Source organism: Actinomadura meyerae, from assembly GCF_900188445.1.
Lineage (GTDB): Bacteria > Actinomycetota > Actinomycetes > Streptosporangiales > Streptosporangiaceae > Spirillospora > Spirillospora meyerae.
In genome coordinates this window covers 1-21742 of record NZ_FZOR01000058.1, presented here as the reverse complement: position 1 = coordinate 21742, position 21742 = coordinate 1, and the positions used below count along the sequence as shown (strand labels likewise).

The 21742-nt window shown below is 75.3% G+C and carries 17 protein-coding genes, 2 rRNA genes and 1 pseudogene; 3 read left to right on the top strand and 17 right to left on the bottom strand.

The window, feature by feature from the left end; genetic code table 11:
* From CHF16_RS36085 to CHF16_RS36035, 11 genes and pseudogenes are all read right to left on the bottom strand, one after another.
* Window positions 1-2196, bottom strand: a complete 2196-nt coding sequence (locus tag CHF16_RS36085) for an acyl-CoA dehydrogenase family protein (protein ID WP_089330677.1) — start codon at window positions 2194-2196, stop codon at window positions 1-3.
* A 75-nt stretch (window positions 2197-2271) separates the two neighbouring features.
* Complete coding sequence (locus CHF16_RS36080) at window positions 2272-3285, bottom strand: TerC family protein (protein WP_089330696.1); 1014 nt, start codon at window positions 3283-3285, stop codon at window positions 2272-2274.
* A gap of 225 nt (window positions 3286-3510) precedes the next feature.
* The gene (locus CHF16_RS36075) at window positions 3511-4707 is read right to left on the bottom strand and encodes a glycosyltransferase family 4 protein (RefSeq protein WP_179271869.1); all 1197 of its coding nucleotides are present in this window, start codon (window positions 4705-4707) and stop codon (window positions 3511-3513) included.
* Window positions 4700-6361 (bottom strand): murein biosynthesis integral membrane protein MurJ, encoded by a 1662-nt coding sequence (gene murJ / locus CHF16_RS36070; RefSeq protein WP_245869750.1) that lies wholly within the window; start codon window positions 6359-6361, stop codon window positions 4700-4702. Before murJ ends, CHF16_RS36075 begins: the two co-directional genes overlap by 8 nt.
* 36 nt (window positions 6362-6397) lie before the next feature.
* Entirely contained in the window at window positions 6398-7375 is a 978-nt protein-coding gene (locus CHF16_RS36065) for a hypothetical protein (protein ID WP_245869749.1), read from the bottom strand.
* Between the two features lie 4 nt (window positions 7376-7379).
* Window positions 7380-8336: a copper transporter gene (locus CHF16_RS36060; protein WP_089330675.1), complete on the bottom strand. Its 957-nt coding sequence runs from the start codon at window positions 8334-8336 to the stop codon at window positions 7380-7382.
* Window positions 8333-9583 (bottom strand): putative cytokinetic ring protein SteA, encoded by a 1251-nt coding sequence (gene steA / locus CHF16_RS36055; RefSeq protein WP_089330674.1) that lies wholly within the window; start codon window positions 9581-9583, stop codon window positions 8333-8335. The genes CHF16_RS36060 and steA overlap by 4 nt, the downstream gene beginning before the upstream one ends.
* A 163-nt stretch (window positions 9584-9746) precedes the next feature.
* On the bottom strand, window positions 9747-11453 hold the full coding sequence (gene recN / locus CHF16_RS36050; protein ID WP_089330673.1) for a DNA repair protein RecN: 1707 nt from the start codon (window positions 11451-11453) through the stop codon (window positions 9747-9749).
* Window positions 11454-11664: 211 nt separating this feature from the next.
* Window positions 11665-12552, bottom strand: a pseudogene (locus tag CHF16_RS36045) (NAD kinase); the annotation flags it as partial.
* A 127-nt stretch (window positions 12553-12679) separates the two neighbouring features.
* A complete protein-coding gene (locus tag CHF16_RS36040; RefSeq protein WP_089330671.1) occupies window positions 12680-13483 on the bottom strand; it encodes a TlyA family RNA methyltransferase in 804 nt (267 codons plus the stop codon).
* The gene (locus tag CHF16_RS36035; RefSeq protein WP_089330670.1) at window positions 13480-13767 is read right to left on the bottom strand and encodes a hypothetical protein; all 288 of its coding nucleotides are present in this window, start codon (window positions 13765-13767) and stop codon (window positions 13480-13482) included. The genes CHF16_RS36040 and CHF16_RS36035 overlap by 4 nt, the downstream gene beginning before the upstream one ends.
* 115 nt (window positions 13768-13882) lie before the next feature.
* On the opposite strand from CHF16_RS36035, the gene CHF16_RS36030 reads away from it, so the two are divergent.
* Window positions 13883-14224, top strand: a complete 342-nt coding sequence (locus tag CHF16_RS36030; RefSeq protein WP_089330669.1) for an SCP2 sterol-binding domain-containing protein — start codon at window positions 13883-13885, stop codon at window positions 14222-14224.
* A gap of 33 nt (window positions 14225-14257) precedes the next feature.
* Here CHF16_RS36030 and CHF16_RS36025 read toward each other — a convergent pair whose 3' ends face one another.
* Window positions 14258-15259, bottom strand: coding sequence for an HAD-IIA family hydrolase (locus CHF16_RS36025; protein WP_089330668.1), 1002 nt, complete (start codon window positions 15257-15259; stop codon window positions 14258-14260).
* A gap of 56 nt (window positions 15260-15315) precedes the next feature.
* Window positions 15316-15795 carry a tetratricopeptide repeat protein gene (locus tag CHF16_RS36020; RefSeq protein ID WP_089330667.1) on the bottom strand — a complete coding sequence of 160 codons (480 nt, stop codon included), beginning with the start codon at window positions 15793-15795 and terminating at the stop codon, window positions 15316-15318.
* Window positions 15796-15861: 66 nt separating this feature from the next.
* Between CHF16_RS36020 and CHF16_RS36015 the strand changes: the two genes are divergently transcribed.
* On the top strand, window positions 15862-17211 hold the full coding sequence (locus CHF16_RS36015; protein WP_089330666.1) for a DUF1015 family protein: 1350 nt from the start codon (window positions 15862-15864) through the stop codon (window positions 17209-17211).
* Window positions 17212-17218: 7 nt separating this feature from the next.
* On the top strand, window positions 17219-18157 hold the full coding sequence (locus CHF16_RS36010) for an MBL fold metallo-hydrolase (RefSeq protein WP_089330665.1): 939 nt from the start codon (window positions 17219-17221) through the stop codon (window positions 18155-18157).
* Window positions 18158-18161: 4 nt separating this feature from the next.
* Here the strand turns inward: CHF16_RS36010 and CHF16_RS36005 are convergent, their stop codons facing one another.
* The 4 genes from CHF16_RS36005 to CHF16_RS35990 all read right to left on the bottom strand — a co-directional run.
* The gene (locus CHF16_RS36005; RefSeq protein WP_218826997.1) at window positions 18162-19331 is read right to left on the bottom strand and encodes an alkaline phosphatase PhoX; all 1170 of its coding nucleotides are present in this window, start codon (window positions 19329-19331) and stop codon (window positions 18162-18164) included.
* 105 nt (window positions 19332-19436) lie between these two features.
* Window positions 19437-21266, bottom strand: coding sequence for a hypothetical protein (locus CHF16_RS41695; RefSeq protein WP_245869753.1), 1830 nt, complete (start codon window positions 21264-21266; stop codon window positions 19437-19439).
* A gap of 103 nt (window positions 21267-21369) precedes the next feature.
* Window positions 21370-21486, bottom strand: a 5S ribosomal RNA gene (rrf, locus tag CHF16_RS35995).
* Between the two features lie 152 nt (window positions 21487-21638).
* Window positions 21639-21742: ribosomal RNA gene (locus tag CHF16_RS35990) — 23S ribosomal RNA — on the bottom strand; the annotation flags it as partial.

The following is a 21742-nucleotide window of genomic DNA, read 5'->3' as shown; positions in this document are numbered from 1 at the left end:
CTACTTGCCGGGCTCGGCGTCGCGGGGCAGGCCGAGGATGCGCTCGCCGATGATGTTGAGCTGCACCTCGGTCGTCCCGCCGTAGATGGTCATCGCGCGGCTGAACAGCATGGCGCGCGCCACGATGCCGCTCTCGGTCATCGGGACCTCGGTCGCGGCGGCCGTGCCCTGCGCCGCCCAGCAGTAGTCGGCGACGTCCTGGTTGAACTGGACGCCGAGGAGCTTGCGGACGCTGGCCTCCGCGCCCGGCTCCACGCCGTTCAGCTGCTTGAGCGTGGTGCGCAGGCCGAGCAGGTCGATCGACTGGCCCTGCGCGACGAGCCTGCCCACCTCGGCGGCGCCGACGGCGTCCGGCGTCCGGTTCGCGAAGAACCGCAGCAGCTCGGGCACGCCCATGCCGAGCCCGCCGCCGGTCGACAGCGACACCCGCTCGTTGGACAGCGTGTTCCGCGCGACCTGCCAGCCCTTGTTCACCTCGCCGACGACCTGCTCGTCGGGGACGAACACGCCGTCCAGGAACACCTCGTTGAACAGCGCCTCACCGGTCAGCTCGCGCAGCGGCCGGACGTCGACGCCCGGGGACTTCATGTCGACGAGGAAGTAGGTGATCCCGTCGTGCTTGGGCGCGTCGAAGTCGGTGCGGGCGATGCAGAAGCCCCACTGGGCGTGCTGGGCGAGCGACGTCCAGATCTTCTGCCCGGTGAGCTTCCAGCCGCCCTCGACCCGCTCGGCCTTCATCGACAGCGACGCGAGGTCGGAGCCCGCGCCGGGCTCGGAGAACAGCTGGCACCAGACGATCCTGCCCTGCAGCGTCGGCCGCAGGAAGCGCTCCTTCTGCTCGTCCGACCCGTACCGGACGAGGGACGGCACCAGCCACGCGCCGATCCCGAGGTTCGGGGCCTTGACCTTGGCGGCCTTCAGCTCCTGCTGGATGAGGATCTGCTCGACCGGCCCGGCCTCGCGGCCCCACGGCTTCGGGAAGTGCGGGACGGTCCAGCCCTCGTCGCCCATCTTCGCGGCGAGCGCGTCCTTGTCCTCGATCGCGGCCAGCTCGGCGATCTCGGCGCGGATCCGCTCGCGCAGCGGCTGCGCGTCCTCGTCGAGCTCCAGCACGACCTCGCGGCGGCCGCCCGCGAGCGCGAGCTCGGCGACCTTGGCGGCCCACCGCGTGGACGGGCCGAGCAGCGCCCGCAGGGTGAGGGCGCGGCGCAGGTAGACGTGCGCGTCGTGCTCCCAGGTGAACCCGATGCCGCCGAGGATCTGGATGGCGTCGCGGGCGGTCTGCACGCCGGCGTCCAGCGCGATCACGGCGGAGACGGCGGCGGCGAACCCGGCCTCCCCGGTGCCCTCGTCCAGGGCGCGGGCGGCGTCCCAGGCGGCGGCGCGGGCCTGCTCCAGCGCGATCAGGCTGCGGGCGGCCTTGTGCTTGACGCCCTGGAACTGCCCGATCGGGCGGCCGAACTGCTCGCGGACCTTGGCGTACTCGGCGGCGGTGTCGACCAGCCATCCGGCGAGGCCGGCGGCCTCCGCGCCGAACAGCGCGGCGGCGAGGTCGGTGACCCGGCCGGCGGTGACGCCGTCCAGGACGCGGTCGGCGGCGACGGCCACCCCGGACGCCTCGACGGCGGCGACGCGGCGGACCCGGTCCAGGCTCGCGACCGGGGTGACGGTGAGGTCGGCGGCGTCCACCGCGACCCACTGCTCGCCCTCGTCGGCGGCGACCGGCAGGACGACGACGTCGGCGAGCGCGGCGCCGAGCACCGTGCCGGACGTGCCGGTCACGACCAGGGAGCCGTCCTCGCGGCGGCCGGTCAGGGCGCCGTCCAGCGCGACCGCGGCGGTCTTCGACCCGCCGGCGAGCGCGGGCAGCAGCTCCGCGCGCAGCTTGGCGTTGCTGGACGCGTCGATGACGGCGCCGGCGAGGACGGTCGGCAGGAACGGGCCGGGCGCGGCGGCGCGGCCCAGCTCCTCCAGCACGACCGACAGCTCCAGCAGGCCGTAGCCCTGCCCGCCGTGCTCCTCGTCCAGGTGCAGGCCCAGCAGGCCCTGCTCGGCCAGGGCGGGCCAGAAGCCCGGCCTGGTCTCCTCGTCGGCGTCCAGCACGGCCCGGACGGCCGCGGCCGGGATGTTGCGCTCGGCGAAGCCGCGCACCGATTCGGCGAGCGCCTCGTGCTCCTCGGTCAGCCCGATGGCCATGCGTCAACCCTCTCTCAGACCCTTTTGACCGCGATTCTAGAACAGGATTCGGATCTGTGGGAGGAGAGCCGGGTCTCAGCTCTCGCGTGTCGCCGCGGCGGACTCCGCCGCCGCGTCCCCGCCGGACCCGGCGGTCTCGCCGGACCCGGCGGTCCGGCCGCCGCCGACCGCGAGGCTCGCCGCGGTGGTGGCGGTGAGCGTCCCGGCGATCACCGCGAGGGACACCCAGATCGGGATCTCCGGCGCCCAGGCGACACCGTACTCGTGCAGCGCGTGGAAGATCAGCTTGACCCCGATGAAGCCGAGGATGAACGCCAGCCCGTGCGCGAGGTAGACGAGCCGGTCGGTGAGCCCGCCGAGCAGGAAGTACAGCTGGACCAGGCCCATCAGCGCGAACGCGTTGGCCGTGAACACCAGGTACGGCTCGGTGGTCAGCCCGAAGATCGCCGGGATGGAGTCCAGCGCGAACAGCACGTCGGTGGAGCCGATCGCGATCATGACGATGGCCATCGGGGTCAGCAGCCGCCGCCCGTCCCGCCGGGTGGTGAACCGGCCGCCGTCGTACTCCTCGGAGGTCGGGATGACGCGCTTGGCCCACCGCAGCAGCGCGTTCTCCTTGACCTCCTCCTCGTCGCCGCCGCGCACCAGGCCGATCGCGGTCCAGATGAGGAACGCGCCGAACAGGAAGAAGACCCACGTGAAGGTCGAGATCGCGGCGGCGCCGACCGCGATGAACAGGCCGCGCAGCAGGAGCGCGATCACGATGCCCGCCATCAGCACGGTGTGCTGGGCCTGCTTCGGGACCGCGAACCGGGCGAGGATCACCATGAAGACGAAGAGGTTGTCGACGCTGAGGCTCTTCTCGGTGACGAACCCGCCGAAGTACTCACCGGCGTACCGGCCCCCGGCGAAGAGCCAGACCCCGGCGCCGAAGAGCACGGCGAGGCCGATGTAGATCGAGGACCAGAACGCGGCCCTGCGGGTGGTGAACTCCCGCGTGTCGTTCCGGTGGATCAGGAAGAGGTCGGCGGCGATGACGGCGAGGATGCCTGCGATGGTGAGGCCCCACACCAGCGGGGACACGGACAACGTGAACACCTCCAGCGGACACGAACGAGCGCTGGAGGTCTCTCCCGCCCAGAAGAGCACGGGGGCCGCGGACCCGGGCCGGCATGGGCCGACCGTATTGACGAGAACCGCGCGCGGGGATACTCCCCTCCACTTGCCTACTTGAACGCGGCCCCCGGTGGGACGGTTCCCGCTTCGGCGGGCTTTTTCCGGACCCGTTCCGAACCATGTCCCCGGTTCGCGCGTCTAACGCGCGGCGGCCAGCTCCCGGTAGACGCCGGCCAGCTGGATGACGGCGTCCTCCTCGCCGGGCAGCGCCGCGGCGCGCTCGGCGGCGGCCGAGCCGAGCCGCGCCGCGAGCGACGGGTCGTCCAGCACCCGGCTCACCGCGCGCTCCAGCGCCTCCGCGTCGCCCGGCGGCACCAGCAGCGCCGCCCTGCTCTCCGGCCCCTGCAGCAGCGAGCCGCCGGCGGGGCGCGGCTCGGCGCCCACCATGCCGGGGATGCCGCCCACCCGGGTCGCGACGAGCGGCCGCCCGGCCCGCAGGATCTCCTGGACGATCAGCGGCTGCCCCTCCCACACGCTCGGCAGCACCGCCACGTCGCAGGCGGCCAGCAGCGCGGGCACGTCGGAGCGGTGGCCGAGCAGCCGGACGGGCAGGTCCTCGGCCTCGATCCGGTCGCGCAGCTCGCCGGCCAGGGGGCCGTCCCCGGCGATCGCGACCAGCGGCGGCGGGGTGCGGGCCGCCCAGACCGCGGCGGCATCGAGCAGCGTGGGCAGGCCCTTCTGCGCGGCGAGCCGCCCCACCGTGAGGATCAGCGGCCGGTCCCCGACGCCCAGCTCCGCCCGCAGGTCGGCGCGGGCGGCCGGGCCCGGCTGCGCCGTCGGCGCCGGGGCGGGCACGATCGCGTGCCCCACCGACCGGGCGCCGAGCGAGCGCATCCGCTCCTCCAGGTCGGGCGAGACGCCGAGGACGCGGGTGGCGCCGCGCGCGACGACGCGCTCCAGCGCCCCGTAGACCGCGGCCGTCCGCCCGCCCGCGATCACCGCGTTGTGCAGGGTGACCACCAGCGGCGGGCCGCCCCTGGAGAAGCGCAGCGGGCCCGGCGCGACCCGCGCCCCGGCCGCCACCGCGAGGGCGCCCGCCCGCAGCCCGTGCGCGTGCACGACGTCGGCGCCGCGCAGCAGCGACCGCAGCCGCGCCACCGCCTTCGCGTCGTGCACCGGGCGGGGCCGGTCGGCGAGGTCGACCTCGGCGAAGCGGGCCCCGGCGGCGCCGAACCCGAACTGCTCCTCGGTCTGCGCGGGCCCGCACACGAGGACGCGGGCGCCGCGCGCGGCGATGCCCGCCGCCACCGACCGGACGTGCCGTCCGACGCCGCCCGCGCTCGTGCCGAGGACGAGCGCGACGCGCAGGCCCTCCAGGTCCCGGCCGTCAGCCATGGCGTGTCACCTTCCGGGTGAGGACGGCGCGCAGGTCGCGGCCGTCGATCAGGAATGCGAGCAGGAGGAATACGGCGCCCGCGACCAGCGCGGCGAGGGCGCCCGTCCCGACGTTGCGCAGCTCCCCCGCGGCGCCGGTGCCGCCGGGGCCGAGCAGCGCCGCGACCGCGTAGCCGGCGGCGCCGCCCGCCGCGCCGCCCAGCACCCCGGCCGAGAGCGCGCGCGGCAGGCCGCGCGCGGCCGCACCGCCCCGCGCCCGCACGAGCGTGCTCAGCAGCAGCGCACCGGCGACGGTCATCCCGAGGGCGTTGCCGGCGCCGAAGGCCGCGACGACCCACTGCCGCTCGACCACCAGCACCAGCGCGACGTCGGCGACCATCACGACGCCCCAGCCCGTCGCGACCGCCACGGCCCCGGCCCGCCCCCGGTGGCACGCGTACAGGACGCGGCCGAGATGCGCGACGAGGCCGTAGCCGAGCAGGCCCGGCGCGAACGCGAGCACCGCCCGCGACAGCACCTCCTGCTGGTCGGGGTGGCCGGGGTTGAACACCGCCGCGATCGGGACGGCGACGGCGGCGAGCGCCGCGGCGCCCGCGCACGACACCAGGATCACCGCGCGGGTGGTGGACGCGGTCACCGCGTCGAACCGGTCCTGCTCCCCCGCGCTGATCCGGGCCGACAGCAGCGGGAACGCGCTGGTCGCGATCGGCACCGCGAGGATCGCCCAGGGCAGCAGGTAGATCGCCCACGCGTACTGGTAGTTGGCGAGCGCGCCGCTCGTCCCCCGGGAGCTGAGCCGCACCACCAGCAGCGCCGACAGCTGCTGCGCCGCGACCGTGGCGAGGCCCGCGGCGGCGAGCCGCCGCACCCGCGGCGCGACCCCCTCGGGGAAGCGCAGCGTCGGCCGCAGCCGCAGCCTCAGCCGCCACACCGCGACCCCGGCGGTCGCCGCCATCGCGACGCCGCCGAGCGCCGTCCCGACCGACAGCGTCAGCATCGCCTCCGTCGGCAGCCCGGCGAGGTCGTTCTCGAAACCGCGGCCGAGCGGCGCGTAGGCGAGGTACGCGCCGATCACCACCAGGCTCGACATCAGCGGCGCCAGCGCGGGCGCGACGAACCGGCGGTGCGACTGCAGCAGCCCGTACAGGACGACCGCGAGCCCGTACATCACCATCTGCGCCGACATGATCGCGAGCATGGTGGAGCCGGCGTCGACGATCTGGTCCGGCGAGCAGCCCTGCAGGTCGTCGCCGACCAGCGCCCGCATGATCGGGCGGGCGCCGAGCGCCATCAGCGCCGACAGCGGCACCATCAGCACGACGATCCAGGTGAGCAGCGCCGAGCCGATCCGGCGGACCTGCTCGCGGTCGCCGCGCTCGGCGGGCCCGGCGAGCACCGGCACGACCATGCTGGCGAGCGCGCCGCCCGCGACGATCTCGTAGACGATGCTGGGGAACTGCGTCGAGGTGAAGTACGCCTGGCTGAGGCAGGACGTCGTGACCGTCTGGGAGAAGGCGTAGGTGCGGCCGAACCCGGCGAGCCGCGCCAGCACCGTGATGACGGCGATGACGACGGCCGCGCCGGCGAGGCCGCCGGCGAACCGGCGCATGCCCGGGGACCGCCGGGCCGGCGGGGACGTTTCGGGAGGGGTCACGCGCGTGGACGTTCTCCGGGGAGCGGGCGGGCGGGCCTAGGCCGGGCCCGCCGCGACGCCGTCGCCCGCGGGACCCGCCTGCGGCGGGACGGACGCCCGGTGGGCGTCGGGCGCGCCGGCCTCCGCCGCCGGGGCGGGGGCCGGGGCCGGCGCCGCCGGGCGGCGGCCGAGCATGTCGATGCGGTTCAGCACCGGGTTGCCCGCGATGACCCTGGTGAAGCTGACGAACTCGCTCGCGGCGTTCAGCCCGAGCAGCCCGGCCAGCACCGCGAGCCGCGGCCCGCGCCCGAGCCGGGTCGCGCCGAGGCCGAGCAGGGCGCCGAGCGCGTTCGCGCCGGTGTCGCCGAGCATCGCGCGCTCACCGAGGTCCTCGGGCAGCAGCGCGGCGGCGGCGCCGAGCGGCGCCGCGACGACGGCGGAGCCGGACCGGGTCAGCGCCAGCGGGCCGCCGGCGAGCAGGCCGACCTTGATCGCCCGGCCGGGGCGCAGGTCGAACAGGTTCATCAGGTTCGCGGCGCCGGCGATCACGGCGCCGTTGACCAGCGTGTCGAACGCGCGGCCGGTGCGGGACGGGGCGGGCGATCCGGCGACCGCGGCGGCGGCCAGCCCGGTCGCGCCGATGCCGAGGATCTTCACCGCGCCGCTGGTGACCTCGCCGCGGGCGAGCGCGGTGAGGTGGCCCTTGAAGCCGCGGGAGGCGCCCGACCCGGCGAGGTCGTCGTAGCCGCCGAGGACGCCGGACCCGGTGCCGGCGAGCAGCGCGGCGGCGCGCATCCGGCCGGGGGTGCCGGGGGCGAGCAGCCCGGCCGCGGCGGCGCCCGCGACGAACGCGGGCCCCTCCAGCAGCGTCACCGGCTCGCCGCGGTGGTTGGTGCGGCCCCAGACCTCCTCGCCCGGCAGCCCGTTCAGGCCGGGCGGCCGGCCGGTCAGCGCGGCGTGGGCGGCGCGCGCCGCCACCGCGCCGAGGGCCAGGCCCGCCGCGAGCCGCGCGCCCCTCGCGATGCCTCTGCTCATCAGGTCACCCGTTCTTCCCCGCCGTGGGCGCGGGCGAGGGCAGGTAGCCGCTCACGCCGGCGCCCGTCCCGTACTGCCCGGACTTGCCGCCGATCTCCTTCTGCAGCGCCAGGATCGTCACGACCTGCCCGGACGCGGTGTCCACCGCGTCCACGGTGGAGACCGAGTCGCCGGCGTCGGAGTCGCGCAGCGCCGCGATCAGCCCGCCCTCCTGCGCGGAGGTCGGCGGGCCACCGACGACGGTACCGCGCCCGGCGGCGTCGAGGGCGGTCGCCAGCGAGATCAGTCCCTTGGTGGCGGCGTCGCCGCCGTCGTAGTTGTACGGGGCCGCGGGCGCGACGACGACCGCGAGGGTGGCGTGCTGGCCGGGCTTGCCGCTGGTGGTGACGTACCCGGCCTCCTTGAAGCCGTTGAGGACGGCGCCGCCGACCGCGTCCTCGCGGCCGGACTTGGCGGGGTCCTTGGTGACGAGGGCATTGGCCAGCACCGCGCCCGCCTTGTCGTAGGCGCTCGCGTCGCGGGGGAACGCCACGTCGTCGGCCTTCAGCTGGGTGGCCAGCTCGTCGACGGTGGTCTGCTGGTCGGCGTCCAGGAGCTTCTTCTGGATCGTGACGCGGCCGGTGACGGCGGCGCCCGCGTTCTTGGCCAGCTCGCTGACCCGCTCGATGCCGTCGTTGCCGGCGCCCGGCGTCTCGATCAGCACGACCGACTGGTCCTTCAGCCGGTTCTGGACGATCTGCGACGACAGCACGTTCGCGAACTGCTCCTGCCCGTTGACCTGGTGCTGCAGCTCCCGCTGGGCCAGCCGGGCCTGCTGGGCGGTCTTGGCCGCCGAGTTGGCCTGCTGGCGCAGGGTGTCGCTCACCGAGTCCGACAGGGTGGTGGAGCCCAGCACGATGCCGAGCGCCAGCGCGAGGAAGATCGCGACGATGGAGACGAGGTGGTAGCGGAAATCGATCACGTGAAGAGTCCGGTCAGCCAGAAGACGAAGGCGTGCCAGCGGTCGGCGATCAGGGGACTGATGACGTCCCCCGCCGGGGACATGGCGACGGCGGTGACGATGGCGATGAACGCGCCGAGGACGAGGAACAGCAGCGACCAGGTGGAGATGCGGCTGCGGTAGAGCCTGCTGACGCCCTTGGCGTCGACGAGCTTGCTGCCCACCCGGAGCCGGGTGAGGAAGGTGCTGGCCATGCCCGCGCGGCCCTTGTCGAGGAACTCCACCATGTTGGCGTGCGTGCCGACGGCGACGATCAGGGTGGCGCCCTTGTCGTCGGCGAGCAGCATCGCGATGTCCTCGCTGGTGGCGGTGGCCGGGAAGACCACGGCCTCCTGCCCGAGCTCGTGCACCCGCTTCAGCCCGGGCGCGCGGCCGTCCCGGTAGGCGTGCACGACGATCTCGGCGCCGCAGGTGAGCGCGTCGTCGGACACCGAGTCCATGTCCCCGACGATCATGTCGGGGCGGTAGCCGGCCTCCAGCAGCGCGTCGGCGCCGCCGTCCACCCCGATCAGCACCGGCCGGTACTCGCGGATGTAGGGCCGCAGGGTCGCGATGTCCTCGCGGTAGTGGTAGCCGCGGACGACGATCAGCGCGTGCCGGCCGGCGATCCTGGTGCTGACGTCGGGGACGCCGACGCCGTCGATGAGCAGGTCGCGCTCGCGCTTGACGTACTCCATCGTGTTGGCGACGAACGCCTCCAGCTGTGCCGCGAGCCCCGCCTTGGCCTCGGTCAGGGCCGCCTCGACGGTCTCGGCCGTCTGCTCGGTGCCCTTGGCCACGACGTCCTCGCCGCGGTGCACGGCGGGCCCCTCGACGCGGACCTGGTCGCCCTCGTTCAGCTTGGTGAAGATCTCCGGCCCGACGTCGTCCACCAGCGGGATGCCCGCGTCGACCAGGATCTGCGGGCCGAGGTTGGGGTAGCGCCCGGAGATGCTCGGCGCGACGTTCACCACGGCGCCGACCTCGCACGACACCAGCGCCTCGGCGCTGACGCGGTCGAGGTCGACATGGTCGATCACCGCGACGTCGCCGGGCTGCAGCCGCTTGGTCAAATCCTTCGTGCGGCGGTCGAGCCGGGCGGTGGCGGTGACCCCGGACCGGCCGTCGTCGCGGCCGCGGCCGAGCGTGAGCACGCGCCGGGGCAGCTTCAGGGCGGGCCGGGCGCCGCGCTCGGCGCCGGGCTCGGCGGTGGGTGACGGGTCGTTCATCACCGACCATCCTGCCAGAGCGCCGCGGGGGACGCTGGCAGCCGCGACCGTCCAGGCGTGTCCGATCGAGCACGCTCTGTAGCGTTTGCCGGGCCGTCCCGCCGCGCGGGAGCCCCGGCGGAGGGCGGCCGGGGCAGAGCCCGCCGGGAGGAGGACGGTGAGGTCACCGGTCTTCGGCGGCCATGGCGAGCAGCTCCTCGGCGTGGGCGCGGCCGAGCTCGGAGTCCTCCAGGCCGGCGAGCATCCGCGACAGCTCCCGGACGCGGCCCTCCCGGTCGAGCGCGGTGACGCCGCTGCTGGTCACGGTGCCGTCGTCGGACTTCTCCACCACCAGGTGCTGGTCGGCGAACGCGGCGACCTGCGGCAGGTGCGTGACGACGATCACCTGCGCGTTCCGGGCGAGCCGGGCCAGCCGGCGCCCGATCTCCACCGCGGCCTTGCCGCCGACGCCGGCGTCGACCTCGTCGAACACGAACGTCGGGACGGGGTCGGCGCCCGCGAACACGACCTCGATCGCCAGCATCACCCGGGACAGCTCGCCGCCGGAGGCGCCCTTGTGCAGCGGCAGCGGCGGCGAGCCCGGATGCGGCGCGAGCCGCACCTCGACCTCGTCGACGCCGTGCGGGCCGTACTCCCCGGTGGGGCTGACGGTGACGGTGACGCGGGCGTGCGGCATCGCCAGGGCGGTGAGCTCCTCGGTGACGGCGCCGGAGAACCGCTCGGCGGCGCGGGCGCGGACGGCGGTCAGCTCGCCCGCCTCGGCGGCGAGCCGCTCGGTCAGCTCGGCGTGCTCGGCGCGCAGCTCCTCGATGCGGTCGTCGTCGCCCTCGAGCTCGGCGAGCCGCGCCGCGGCCGTGCGGGCCCACTCCAGGACCCCGGCGGCCGTGCCGTCCGGCCCGCCGTACTTGCGGATCAGCGCGGTCAGCTCGGCCCGCCGCTCCTGGACGGCCGCGAGCCGCGCCGGGTCGGCGTCCACGGACTCGGCGTAGGACGCGAGGTCGGTGCCGACGTCGGAGACGAGGTAGCCGGCCTCGGCGAGCCGGTCGGCGAGCGCCGCGAGCTCGGGGTCGTGGTCGCGGACGGCGTCCAGCGCGTTGCGGGCCTGGCCGAGCAGGCTCGTCACGTTCGCGGCCTCGAACGCGGCGGCCGGGTCGCCGAGCAGCGCCTCGTGCGCGGTGTCGGCGGCGCCGCGCAGCGCGTCGGCGTGCCCGAGGCGCTCCTCCTCGGCGGCGAGGTCGGCGTCCTCGCCGTCCTTGGGGTCGACCTTCTCGATCTCCTCCAGGCCGAAGCGGAGCATGTCGGCCTCCTGGGCCCGCTCGCGCGCCCGGGTCGTCAGCTCCTCCAGCAGCGCGGTGACCTGCCGGTGCCGCTGGTACGCCTTGGTGTAGGCGCGCATCGGCTTGGTCAGCGCGCCGCCCGCGTACCGGTCGAGCGCGGCGCGCTGCCGCCCGGCCTGCAGCAGCCGCTGCTGGTCGGACTGGCCGTGCACGGCGACCAGGTCGTCGGCCAGGTTGATCAGCACGCTCACCGGGACGGACCGGCCGCCGAGGAACGCGCGGGAGCGGCCCTCCGCCGACACCGACCGGGTGACGATCAGCGCGCCGTCGTCCAGCTCGCCGCCGGCCTCCTCGACCCGCTCGACCACCCGGCCGCCCGGGTCGACGACGAGCCGCCCCTCGACCGTGGCGCGGCCCGCGCCCGGCCGGACCCGCTGCGGGTCGGCGCGGCCGCCGAACAGCAGCCCGAGGCTGGTGACCACCATGGTCTTGCCCGCCCCGGTCTCCCCGGTCACCACGTTGAAGCCCGGCGACAGATCGAGCACGGCCTCGTCGATCACTCCGAGGCCCTGGATCCGCACCTCATCGACCATCGGACGCACCGGCGTCACAACCCTCCGCAAACGAATCCCCGATCGGCGCCTGTGGAGATTATCCTCTCTGCCCGCCCGCCGCTCCCCCGGGCGATTCGCCGGAGCCGCCCTCCGGGGCGCCGCCGGGCTCCGGCGGCGGGTCGGGGCGGGCGGGCCCGGATCCGTCCGCGACCTGCGAGTCCGCCAGCGGCGGGGACGGCCGGGACGGCTGCCTGACGCGCCCGCGCCAGCCCGTCACGGGCAGCCCGAACTTCGTGACCAGCCGGTCGGTGAACGGGGTGAGGTGCAGCCGCGCGAGCCGCACCGGCACCGCGCCGCGGCGGACCTCCACCCGCGCGCCCGGCGGCAGGTCGAGGGTGCGGCGCCCGTCGCACCACAGCACCGCGCGGGGCGTGCCGGGCAGCACCTCGACGGCCACCGACGAGCGCGGCGACACCACCAGCGGGCGGGAGAACAGCGAGTGCGCGCTGATCGGCACGACGAGCATCGCCTCGACCTCCGGCCACACCACCGGGCCGCCGGCGGAGAAGGCGTAGGCGGTGGAGCCGGTCGGGGTGGCGCACACCACTCCGTCGCAGCCCCAGTTCGACAGGGGGCGGCCGTCGATCTCGAGGACGACCTCCAGCATCCGCTCCCGCTCGGCCTTCTCGATGCTCGCCTCGTTCAGCGCCCACGTCGCGCCGATGACCGTGCCGTTGCGGCGGGCGGTGACGTCGATGGTCATCCGCTCCTCGACCTCGTAGCGGCGGTCGCAGACCCGGTCGACGGTGGCGGCGAGGTCGTCGCGCTCGGCCTCGGCGAGGAACCCGACGTGCCCGAGGTTGACGCCGAGCAGCGGCGTGCCGGACGCGCGGGTCAGGTCGGCGGCGCGCAGCAGCGTGCCGTCGCCGCCGAGGACCATGACGACCTCGGCGTCGTCGGCGGCGGCCGCGGTGCTCGGCATGACCCGCACGCCCGCGCAGCCGATCTGGTCGGCCTCGCCGTCCAGGACGCGGACGCCGATCCCCGCCTGGCCGAGCCGCTCGATGACCAGCTGCGCGCTGCGGACGGCCTCCGGCCGCCCGGTGTGCGCCACCACCAGCACCGACCTCTCGCTCATGCTCTCGCCCCACTCCCCGGTGCGCTCCGGCCTGCAGACGTCTGGACGAACTCCCCTCCCACGGGGGTTCCCTCCCCGGACGTCCTCTGTACGTTCCGGGGACCGTCCACGTTCGGGAGCGCGCCGCTCACTGGGGCCCCTCCTCGATCGCCTTGGCGAGGGCGGCCTCGTCCAGCGGCGGGGCCCCGGCCCGCAGCCACAGGAAATACTCGACGTTGCCCGACGGGCCGGGCAGGGGGCTGGCCGCCACGCCGAGGACGCCCAGGCCGAGCGTCACGGCGTGCTCGGCGACGCCCCGCACGGCCTCGGCGCGCAGCTCCGGCTCGCGGACGACGCCGCCCGCGCCGACCCGGTCCTTGCCGACCTCGAACTGCGGCTTCACCATGACCGCGTAGTCGGCGCCGGGGGCGACGCACGCGCGCACCGGCCCGAGGACGAGCTTCAGCGAGATGAACGACAGGTCGCCGACGACCAGCTCGGGCGGCGGGTCGCCGAGCGAGCCCGGTTCCAGGTCGCGGATATTGACCCGCTCCATGACGGTGACCCGCGGGTCGGTGCGCAGCGACCAGGCGATCTGGCCGTACCCGACGTCGACCGCGTAGACATGGGCGGCGCCCGCGCGCAGCAGGACGTCGGTGAACCCGCCGGTGGAGGCGCCCGCGTCGAGGCAGGTGCGGCCCGCGACCCGCAGGCCGGGGAACGCCTCGAGCGCGCCCGCGAGCTTGTGCCCGCCGCGCGAGACGTACTCGGGCCCGCCGGGGGCGTCCTCGACGAGGATCGCCGCGCCCGCCTCGACCTGCGTCGCGGCCTTGGCGGCGCGCTGCCCGCCGACCCGGACCCGGCCGTCGGCGATCAGCTGCCCGGCGTGCTCGCGCGACCGGGCCAGCTTGCGGCGGACGAGCTCGGCGTCCAGCCTGCGTCTGGCGCTCACGGGCGGGGGCGCAGGGCGTCGGGGAAGGCGGGGCGCGGCGGCGCGGCGGGGGCCGGCTCGTCCTGGTCGGCGGACGCGAGCAGGTCCTGCAGCCGCCGGTGGACGTCCTCGAAGACCCGCACGTGCTCGGCGACGGGCAGGGCGCCCAGCCCGCCGAGGGGCGCGACGGCGGCGTCGACGCGCGGGTCGCCGGTCGGGTCGGGCGGCGGCGCCGCCGGGAACTCCGGCTCCGGCTCGGGCGCCGGGTCGGGCGCCTGCGCGGCCTCCGCGGCCTCGTCGGACATCACTTTTACCTCCCAAACGGTCCCGGAGCGCCCGCCACGAGTCGCCTCCGGCTCATTCCGAACGCTACCGTCCCTGAGCGACATCGTTGCCGGACGAGGGGGGAACGGCCTGACCATGGCGAACGAGGACGACTGCCGCGCGGCGCTGGCGCGCATCGCGGCGCGGCTGGCGGAGGTGGACGGCGACCGGCTCGCCGAGCACGTCGTGGAGCGGACGATCAGCTGCCGCATCACCGACCTCGGGCTGGCCTACCGCACCCGGCTCCACGCGGGCGGCCTCGACCCGTTCGAGGCCGACGGCGACCCGGAGTCGGCGCAGGTGCGCCTCACCGTCGGCAGCGACGACCTCGTCGCCATGGCCGGCGAGGAACTGCATCCGGCGAAGGCGTGGGCGGCCGGCCGCGTCAAGATCGAGGCGAGCTTCCTCGACCTGCTGCGGCTGCGGAGGCTCCTCTAGAGCCGGTTCCCCGCGGCCGGTCTCGGGGCCGGTCTAGAGCCGGAGGGCGTCGAGGGCGCCGGTGAGGGCCTCGGGGGGCGGCGGCGCGTCGTCCTCCCAGGCGGCGGACGCGAGGGCGCGCAGGCCGTCCCAGGGGTCGCCGGAGCCGGTGACGGTGAAGGCGTCGCCGTCGCGCCGGGCGGTCCAGCCACCGCAGCGGTGCGCCCCGTCCTCCCGGACGGGCTCCGGGTGCGGGACGAGCAGCCCCGTCAGGTCGGGGGCGAGGTAGCTGGGGCGCCGGTGCGGCGGCGCGGTGAGGGCCTGCAGGGGGTGGGTGACGCCGGTGAAGACCAGGAGGCTGTCGGCGCCGCCGTTCCACGCGCCCTCGATGTCGGTGTCGAGGCGGTCGCCGACCACGAGCGGGCGCCGCGCCCCGGTGCGCAGGACCGACTCCTGATGCAGCGGGCGCTCGGGCTTGCCGGACACGACGGGCTCGACGCCGGTCGCCGCCGTGATCACGCGCAGCAGGGCCCCGTTGCCGGGCTGCGGGGGGCCGTCGCCGCCGGGGATGGTCAGGTCGCCGTTGGAGCCGACGAACAGGGCGCCCATGCTGACGGCCCGCGCTCCCTCGGCGAGCGTCCCGTAGGAGAGGTCCGGGTGGTAGCCCTGCACGACGGCGGCCGGGCGTCCCGCCGCCGTCGACACGGGCCGCAGCCCCTGCGCGTACAGGGCTTGGCGCAGGCCCATGCCGCCGACGACCAGCACCTCCGACCCGGCGGGCAGCCGCTCGGCGAGCAGCCGCGCCGCGGCCTGCGCGGAGGTCACGACGTCGGAGGGCTCGGCCGGGACGCCGACCTCGGTGAGCAGCGCCGCCACGGCGGACGGGGTCCGGGAGGCGTTGTTGGTCACGAACGCCAGCCGCTGCCCGGCCGCGCGCGCCTTGGCGAGCGAGTCCGCCGCCGCCGGGACGGGCCTGCGGCCGACGTAGACCACCCCGTCGAGGTCGAGCAGGGCGACGTCGTAGGCCTCGCTCAGGGGACGGTCGCTGCCTTTCATCGCGCTCCTCATGGGTGCGATCGTACGGGAGTCGTTACCGGCGGGTAATGGACGGGTCAGCGCCGGGCGTCGAGGGTGGCCCTGGCCTGCCGCAGCGCCCTGGCGTAGTCGGGGTTGTCGGGGCGCATGGCGGCGGCGAGCGCCAGCTGCTCGACGGCGCCCGCGAAATCGCCGAGACGGCTCAGCGCCAGCCCGAGCCCGAACCGGGCGTAGTCCTCGGCGGGCTCCGCCTCGACGATCCCGCGGAAGCTCTCGGCGGCCGCGTCGAACTGGCGGGCGCCGAACTGGGCGCGGCCGAGCGCCTCCCGGATGCTGTGCGACCCCGGCTCGGCCTCGGCCGCCCTGGTCAGCAGCTGCAGCGCCGCGGCGGCGCTGCCCGCCCGCAGCAGTTCCAGGCCCCGCGTGTACCACTCGTAGACCCCGCCGCCCGGCGAGGCCGCATGCTCGCCCGGGTCGCCGCCCGCTTCCGCGCCCCGGTCCGCGCCCGGGTGCCCGCCTGGGGAATCCTCCGGCCGTCCGGGCCCTTGACCACTCATATGGACCTCCCCTCGGATCATTACGACCGTACCCGCAGGGACGCCGCGCGCCCTCAGCTGAATACCATGCCCAGCGTGGACGACGACCTCTCCTCCGGCCTCGCGCCGGAGGAGTTCAGCGCCCGGATCTTCGGGACGGCGGGGCCGCGCACGGGCGCCGGCCTGGAGCTGTCCCCGTTCCGCGGCGTCCGGTTCGTCCCCGCCGTGGCGGGCGATCCGGCCGCGGTGACCATGCCGCCCTACGACCTGATCGACGAGGCCGCGGCGCTGCGGCTGCTGGCGGGCGGCGGGCACAACATCGTCCGGCTCAACCTGCCGCGCGCCGCCGGGGAGAGCTACGCGGCGGCGGGCGAGCGGCTCCGCCGCTGGCTCGCCGAGGGCGCGCTCGCCGCCGACCCCGAGCCCGCCCTCTACGTCTACGAGGCGGCCCGCGGCGGGACGGTCCTGCAGCGCGGCCTCATCGGCGCGCTGGGGCTGCGCGCCGAGGCCGACGGCGTCGTCCTGCCGCACGAGAACGTCTTCCCGGGGCCGGTCCGCGACCGGCTCGCGCTGATGACGGCCGCGAACGCCAACCTGGAGCCGATCTTCCTGGTGTACGAGGGCGGCGGCGACGCGGCCCGGATCGTCGACGAGGCCGCCTCGCATGCCCCGCTGCTGGAGTTCGGCGCCGACGACGGGCTGACGCACCGGCTGTGGAGCATCACCGACCCCGCCGCGCACGCGCGCATCGCCCGCGACCTCCGCGACAAGCGGGCCCTCATCGCCGACGGCCACCACCGCTACGCCACCTACCGCGCGCTGCAGGCCCGCCGCCACGCCGCCGGCGACGGACCTGGGCCCTGGGACGCGGGCCTGGCGCTCCTGGTCGACTCGACGCGCTACCCGCCGCATCTGGGCGCGATCCACCGCGTCCTGCCCGGCCTCCGCCCGGACGAGGCGGTCGAGAAGGCGCGCAAGGTGTTCCGCGTCACCGGCTACGGGGACGAGGGGCCCGCCGTGCGGGCCCTCGCCGGCGCGGACGGCCCCGCGTTCCTCCTCGGCGGGGGCGGCACCCTCCACCTGCTCACCGACCCCGACGAGGACGTGCTCGCCCGCTCCATGCCGTCCGAGCACTCACCGCGCTGGCGCAGGCTCGACACCGCCGTCCTCGACCACGTCCTCATGGACGCCGTGTGGAACGTCCCGGAGAACGAGAACGCCATCGAGGTGGTGCACGACGACCCGTCCGCCGCCATCGCCCGCGCCCGCCGCGCGGGCGGCACGGCGGTCGTCCTGAACCCCCTGAAGGTCGAGGACGTCCTCGCCGTGGCGGGCGGCGGGGAGCGCGTCCCCCGCAAGTCGACCTCGTTCGGGCCGAAGCCCCGCACCGGTCTCGTCCTGCGGCTCCTCGACCCGGACGCCTCCGAGAGGCCATGATCGTGGAATGGACACCGCGACCACGATCACACCCCTCGGCGGGGACGTCTACGAGATCGACACCCGGATGGCCGGCTACAGCGGCATCACCGCCGCGTACCTGATCCTCTCCGACCGGCCGTGCCTGGTGGAGCCGGGCACGTCGGGTTCGGCGCCCGTGGTGCGGGCGGCGCTGCGGCAGCTGGGCGTGGGCGCCGACGACCTGGCGTCCGTGGTCGTGACGCACATCCACCTCGACCACGCGGGCGGCGTCGGCGACATCGCGGAGATGTACCCGCGGGCGGAGATCGTCGTCCACGAGAAGGGCGCGCGGCACCTGGCCGACCCGTCGCGGCTCATGCGCAGCGCCCGCATGGTGTACGGGGACAGCCTCGACACCCTGTTCGGCGAGCTGAAGCCCACGGACGCCGCCCGGATCAGGGCCGTCGAGGACACCGGCAGCATCGACCTCGGCGGCGGGCGGCTGCTGGAGTCGCACTACTCCCCCGGCCACGCCAAGCACCACGTCGGCCTGATGGACTCCCGGACCGGCGACCTGTACGTGGGCGACGCCGCCGGCATCTACATCCCGGAGACGGCGGACGTGAAGCCCGCGACACCGCCGCCGGACTTCGACCTCGACACCGCCCTCGCCTCCCTCGGCAGGTTCCGGTCACTGGGCCCGCAGCGGCTGCTGTTCGCGCACTACGGGCCCGTCGACGAGGTCGAGGACACGCTGGAGCGGTCGGCGGAGGAACTGCGCGTCTGGGTGGACGCCGTCCAGGACGCCAAGGACCAGGACCTCGACCTCGACCACGCCGTCGCCATGGTCGTCGACCGGACCAGGCACCGCTACGCCGTCATGAGCGAGGACACCGACCCCGAACTGGTCGCCAAGTACGAAGTGCTCAACAGCGCGGAGAGCAACGTCGCCGGCATCATGCACGCCCTCGACCGGCACGCGTGAGCGCTCAGCGGCGGAACGGGCCGGTGACCTCGAACGTGTAGCCGTCCGTCCCGGCGATGAAACCGTCCTTCCCGCGCTGGGACGAGAAGTAGAGCCGCGACCCGTCCGGGCTGAACGCGCACCCGGTGATCTCCGACTCGTCATGGCCGACGACCCGCAGGAACGGCGTCACGATCCCGTCCCTGGTGATGAGGTTGATCTCCATGTTGTCGCCGTCTTCCGCGACGTACAGCTCACCGGACGCGGTCGCGGTCACGGCGTCGACGCCGTGCAGCGGCGCCTCCCCGCCGGTGACGAGGTCGTCGTCGTAGGCGATGTCCAGGCTCTCGGCGGCGGCGTCGTAGGCCCACACCCGGTTGTCGCCCTTGGTGGTGAAGTAGCAGACGCCGTGCGTGTAATAGCACCCCTCGCCGCCGTCGAAGCGCATGGCGCCCGCCACCTGGTCGCGGATCGGCGTCAGCCACAGCTGCGGGCTCGGCACCTTCGCCCACTGGACGGGACCCGTCCCGGAGCCGACCAGCACTTCGAGCGTCCCGGACGACAGGTCGCCCCACGTGTCCGGGCGGAACCGGTAGAAGCAGCCGTCCCCCTGGTCCTCGGTCAGGTAGACGACCTCGCGCTCGGGGTCGGACGCGGCGGCCTCGTGCTTGAACCTGCCCATCGCCGGGCGCGCCACCGCGGACCTCTGCCCGCGCGGGTCCGTCTCGTACACCAGGCCGAAGTCGTGCTCCTCGCAGGACAGCCACGTGTTCCACGGGGTCGCGCCGCCGGAGCAGTTCAGCGTGGTGCCGTTGAGGATCCGGTACGCCGACGTCACCTTCCCCGTCGCGTCGAACCGGATGGCGGAGACGCCGCCGACGAGCGGGACCTCCGAGTTGCTGACGTAGATCCAGCCGTCGCCGTCGGCGAAGCACGCGCCGCCGTCGGGCGCGGGATGCCAGGTGTGGCGCGTCCCCTCGACGCGCCGCATCGACCGCGCCACGACACGGCTCGTGAAGCCCTCCGGCAACTGCACGCCGTTGCCGTCCGCGGCCCCCGGCGGCCCGTACGGGCTCGGGCCGGGCTGCGCGGGCCCCGCGGCGGCGAAGGCGCGCTGCCACAGGGCGCCGGAGAACGCGGTCGTGCCGCCGGCGACGGCGGAGGCGCGCAGGAACATGCGTCGGTCCAGGGACATGACTCTCCTCAAGGAGTCGATCTCCGCCGGACGTGTCCGGCGGCCCCCGAACGGCGCGGTCCCGTGAATATCCGGGAAACCTACCCGCCAGTCAAGTACCGGTGGTCACGGTCCCGCGGGCGGCTCCTCCTCGGACTCGCCGGACTCCCGCGGCCCGTCCTCACCCGGCGCCCCGGGCTCCAGGAACACCGCCGGAGCCTGCGGGGCGTCCCCTTCCTGCGCCTCGATCACCTCGGGCTCGGGCGGCTGGAACGCGATGTCGGTCGCGGCCGCCGGCTCGGGCTCCGCACCGGAACCGCCGTCGTCCCCCGCCTCCGCGGCGGCTTCGGAGTCCGCCGCGCCCTCGGCGTCCTCGGTCTCCTCGGCGTCTTCGGTCTCCTCGGTCTCTTCGGTGTCGAGGATGTGGAGCCCTTCGATCTCGGCGTAGCGCTCGGCGGCGTCGGTCTCCCCGTCCCGGTCCGCGGCGGCGGCCCGCGCGAACCAGTCGGCGGCCTCGTCCGCGCGGCCCGCCTCGACGAGCGCGTCCGCGTAGGCGTAGAACAGCCGCATCGACCACGGCCGGAGCCGCCGGTCGCGCAGCTCCGGGATCTGCAGGATGACGACGGCCGCGTCGTACTGCCCCATGTCGCGGCGGACGCCCGACTCCACGATGCGGAGCTCGACGCGTCCCATCTGGTCGAGCTTCCCGGCCTCCGGCGACTTGATCAGGTCGAGGGCCCGTTCGGGTCGCCCGAGGCCCCGCTCGCAGTCGACCATCACCGGCAGGTAGGAGTCGTCCCCGGCGCCGAGCCGGCGGGCGGCGCGCAGCTCGGCGAGCGCCTCCGCCCATTCGCCCGCGTGGTAGGCCGCGATCCCGGCCGCCTCCCGGACGATCCCGACCCGGGACGCGAGCCGCCGCGCCGCCTTCGCGTGCCGGTAGGACTGCTCCGGCTCCTCCTCGGCCAGCCGCCCCGCCATCACGAGATGGCGCGCGACCTTGGCCGCCAGCTCCTTCGGCAGCGTGCGCAGCTCGACGCGCGCGTCGGCGTCCAGCTCCTCGCCGGTGACGTCGTCCGGCAGCAGCGGATCGTCGTGCGCCGGCGCGGGACGCTCGCGCTCCTCCGCCCGCGGCCGCCGGTCCTGCCGGTCGCGCGGCGGCCCGTAGGAGCGCCCGCCTTCCTGCGGACGCCTGGGGCCGCGCCCCTTGAACGGCGCCCCGCCCCGGTCGCGGTCGCCCGGACGCCCTTCGCGCTTGCCCTCGAACCGGCGCCCCGACGGACGGCGCTCGTCGCGCCCCGGCCGGTCGTCGCGGTCCTTGAACCTGCGCTCGGGAGGACGTCCTTCGAACCGCCGCTCACCCTGCGCACCCGCCGGACGCCCTTCGCGTCGCGGCCCGCCGCCCTGACCCTGCCTCGGGCCGCCGCCCTGCTGCTGACGGGGCCCGCCGCCCTGACCCTGCCTGGGCCCGCGTGGCCCGCCGAAGCGGCCTTCCTTGCGCTCACCCGGCCTGCCCTGGCCGCCGCCGCGCGGACCACCGAAACGGCGCTCGCCCGGCTTGCCCTGGCCGCGCGGCCGCTCGGAGCGGCCCTCGGAACGGTCGCCGCGGGGCCCGTCGAACCGCCCTTCCCGGCGGTCCTCCCGGCGTCCCTCGCGCGATTCCGGACGCCGGTCGTCAGAGCGCTTGAACGGACGGCCGGGCTTGCGGTCATCGCGCTTGCCGCGCGCGTCCCGGTCCTTCCACCCGCCGCCCGCGGGACGGCCGCGTCCGCCCTGCGGACCGCCGGCGCGAGGCGCTCCACCACGGGGGCCGCCGCCCTTGCGGTCTCCAGGCCCGCCCTGGCCGCCGCGGGGCCCGGCCCCGCGGCGGGGCGGGGTGCCCCGCCGCCCGTTGTCGCCCCGCCGTTCGCGGCTGTCGTCGCCGCGGCCGTCCTCTTCCGCGCTCATCACGTCCGTCACTGTTCTTGATGGTGTTCGTGGATACGTGCAGCCTACTTTGGCCGGAGCCCCACATGCGTCGAGGGCCGCCCCGTGAAATCGGGGCGACCCTCGACCAATTCAAGTCCGGCGGCGTCCTACTCTCCCACACAGTCTCCCATGCAGTACCATCGGCGCTGAAGGGCTTAACTTCCGGGTTCGGAATGGGACCGGGTGTTTCCCCTTCGCCAAAACCACCGAACGCTCAACGCACCACCCTCACGGGCGGGCAAATCAACGTCCGAGCGACTCAGCTCGGTATTATATTATGCACTGCGGTTCCCGGATTGTTTCCTGAGAACCACACAGGGACGCGAACAAACCCACAACAGCGACTCGCTTTGAACGTTCAGTGTGTTCAAGCCACTCGGCCTATTAGTACCGGTCGACTCCACACGTTACCGCGCTTCCATCTCCGGCCTATCAACCCGGTCGTCTACCGGGGGCCTTACACCCAC

What these genes read in the sequence shown, in the direction of transcription:
- CHF16_RS36085 (WP_089330677.1), bottom strand. Translation starts at nt 2,196, where the DNA reads ATGGCCATCGGGCTGACCGAGGAGCACGAGGCGCTCGCCGAATCGGTG.
- CHF16_RS36075 (WP_179271869.1), bottom strand. Translation starts at nt 4,707, where the DNA reads ATGGCTGACGGCCGGGACCTGGAGGGCCTGCGCGTCGCGCTCGTCCTC.
- CHF16_RS36065 (WP_245869749.1), bottom strand. Translation starts at nt 7,375, where the DNA reads ATGAGCAGAGGCATCGCGAGGGGCGCGCGGCTCGCGGCGGGCCTGGCC.
- steA (WP_089330674.1), bottom strand. Translation starts at nt 9,583, where the DNA reads ATGAACGACCCGTCACCCACCGCCGAGCCCGGCGCCGAGCGCGGCGCC.
- recN (WP_089330673.1), bottom strand. Translation starts at nt 11,453, where the DNA reads ATGGTCGATGAGGTGCGGATCCAGGGCCTCGGAGTGATCGACGAGGCC.
- CHF16_RS36035 (WP_089330670.1), bottom strand. Translation starts at nt 13,767, where the DNA reads ATGTCCGACGAGGCCGCGGAGGCCGCGCAGGCGCCCGACCCGGCGCCC.
- CHF16_RS36030 (WP_089330669.1), top strand. Translation starts at nt 13,883, where the DNA reads ATGGCGAACGAGGACGACTGCCGCGCGGCGCTGGCGCGCATCGCGGCG.
- CHF16_RS36025 (WP_089330668.1), bottom strand. Translation starts at nt 15,259, where the DNA reads ATGAAAGGCAGCGACCGTCCCCTGAGCGAGGCCTACGACGTCGCCCTG.
- CHF16_RS36020 (WP_089330667.1), bottom strand. Translation starts at nt 15,795, where the DNA reads ATGAGTGGTCAAGGGCCCGGACGGCCGGAGGATTCCCCAGGCGGGCAC.
- CHF16_RS36015 (WP_089330666.1), top strand. Translation starts at nt 15,862, where the DNA reads ATGCCCAGCGTGGACGACGACCTCTCCTCCGGCCTCGCGCCGGAGGAG.
- CHF16_RS36010 (WP_089330665.1), top strand. Translation starts at nt 17,219, where the DNA reads ATGGACACCGCGACCACGATCACACCCCTCGGCGGGGACGTCTACGAG.
- CHF16_RS36005 (WP_218826997.1), bottom strand. Translation starts at nt 19,331, where the DNA reads ATGTCCCTGGACCGACGCATGTTCCTGCGCGCCTCCGCCGTCGCCGGC.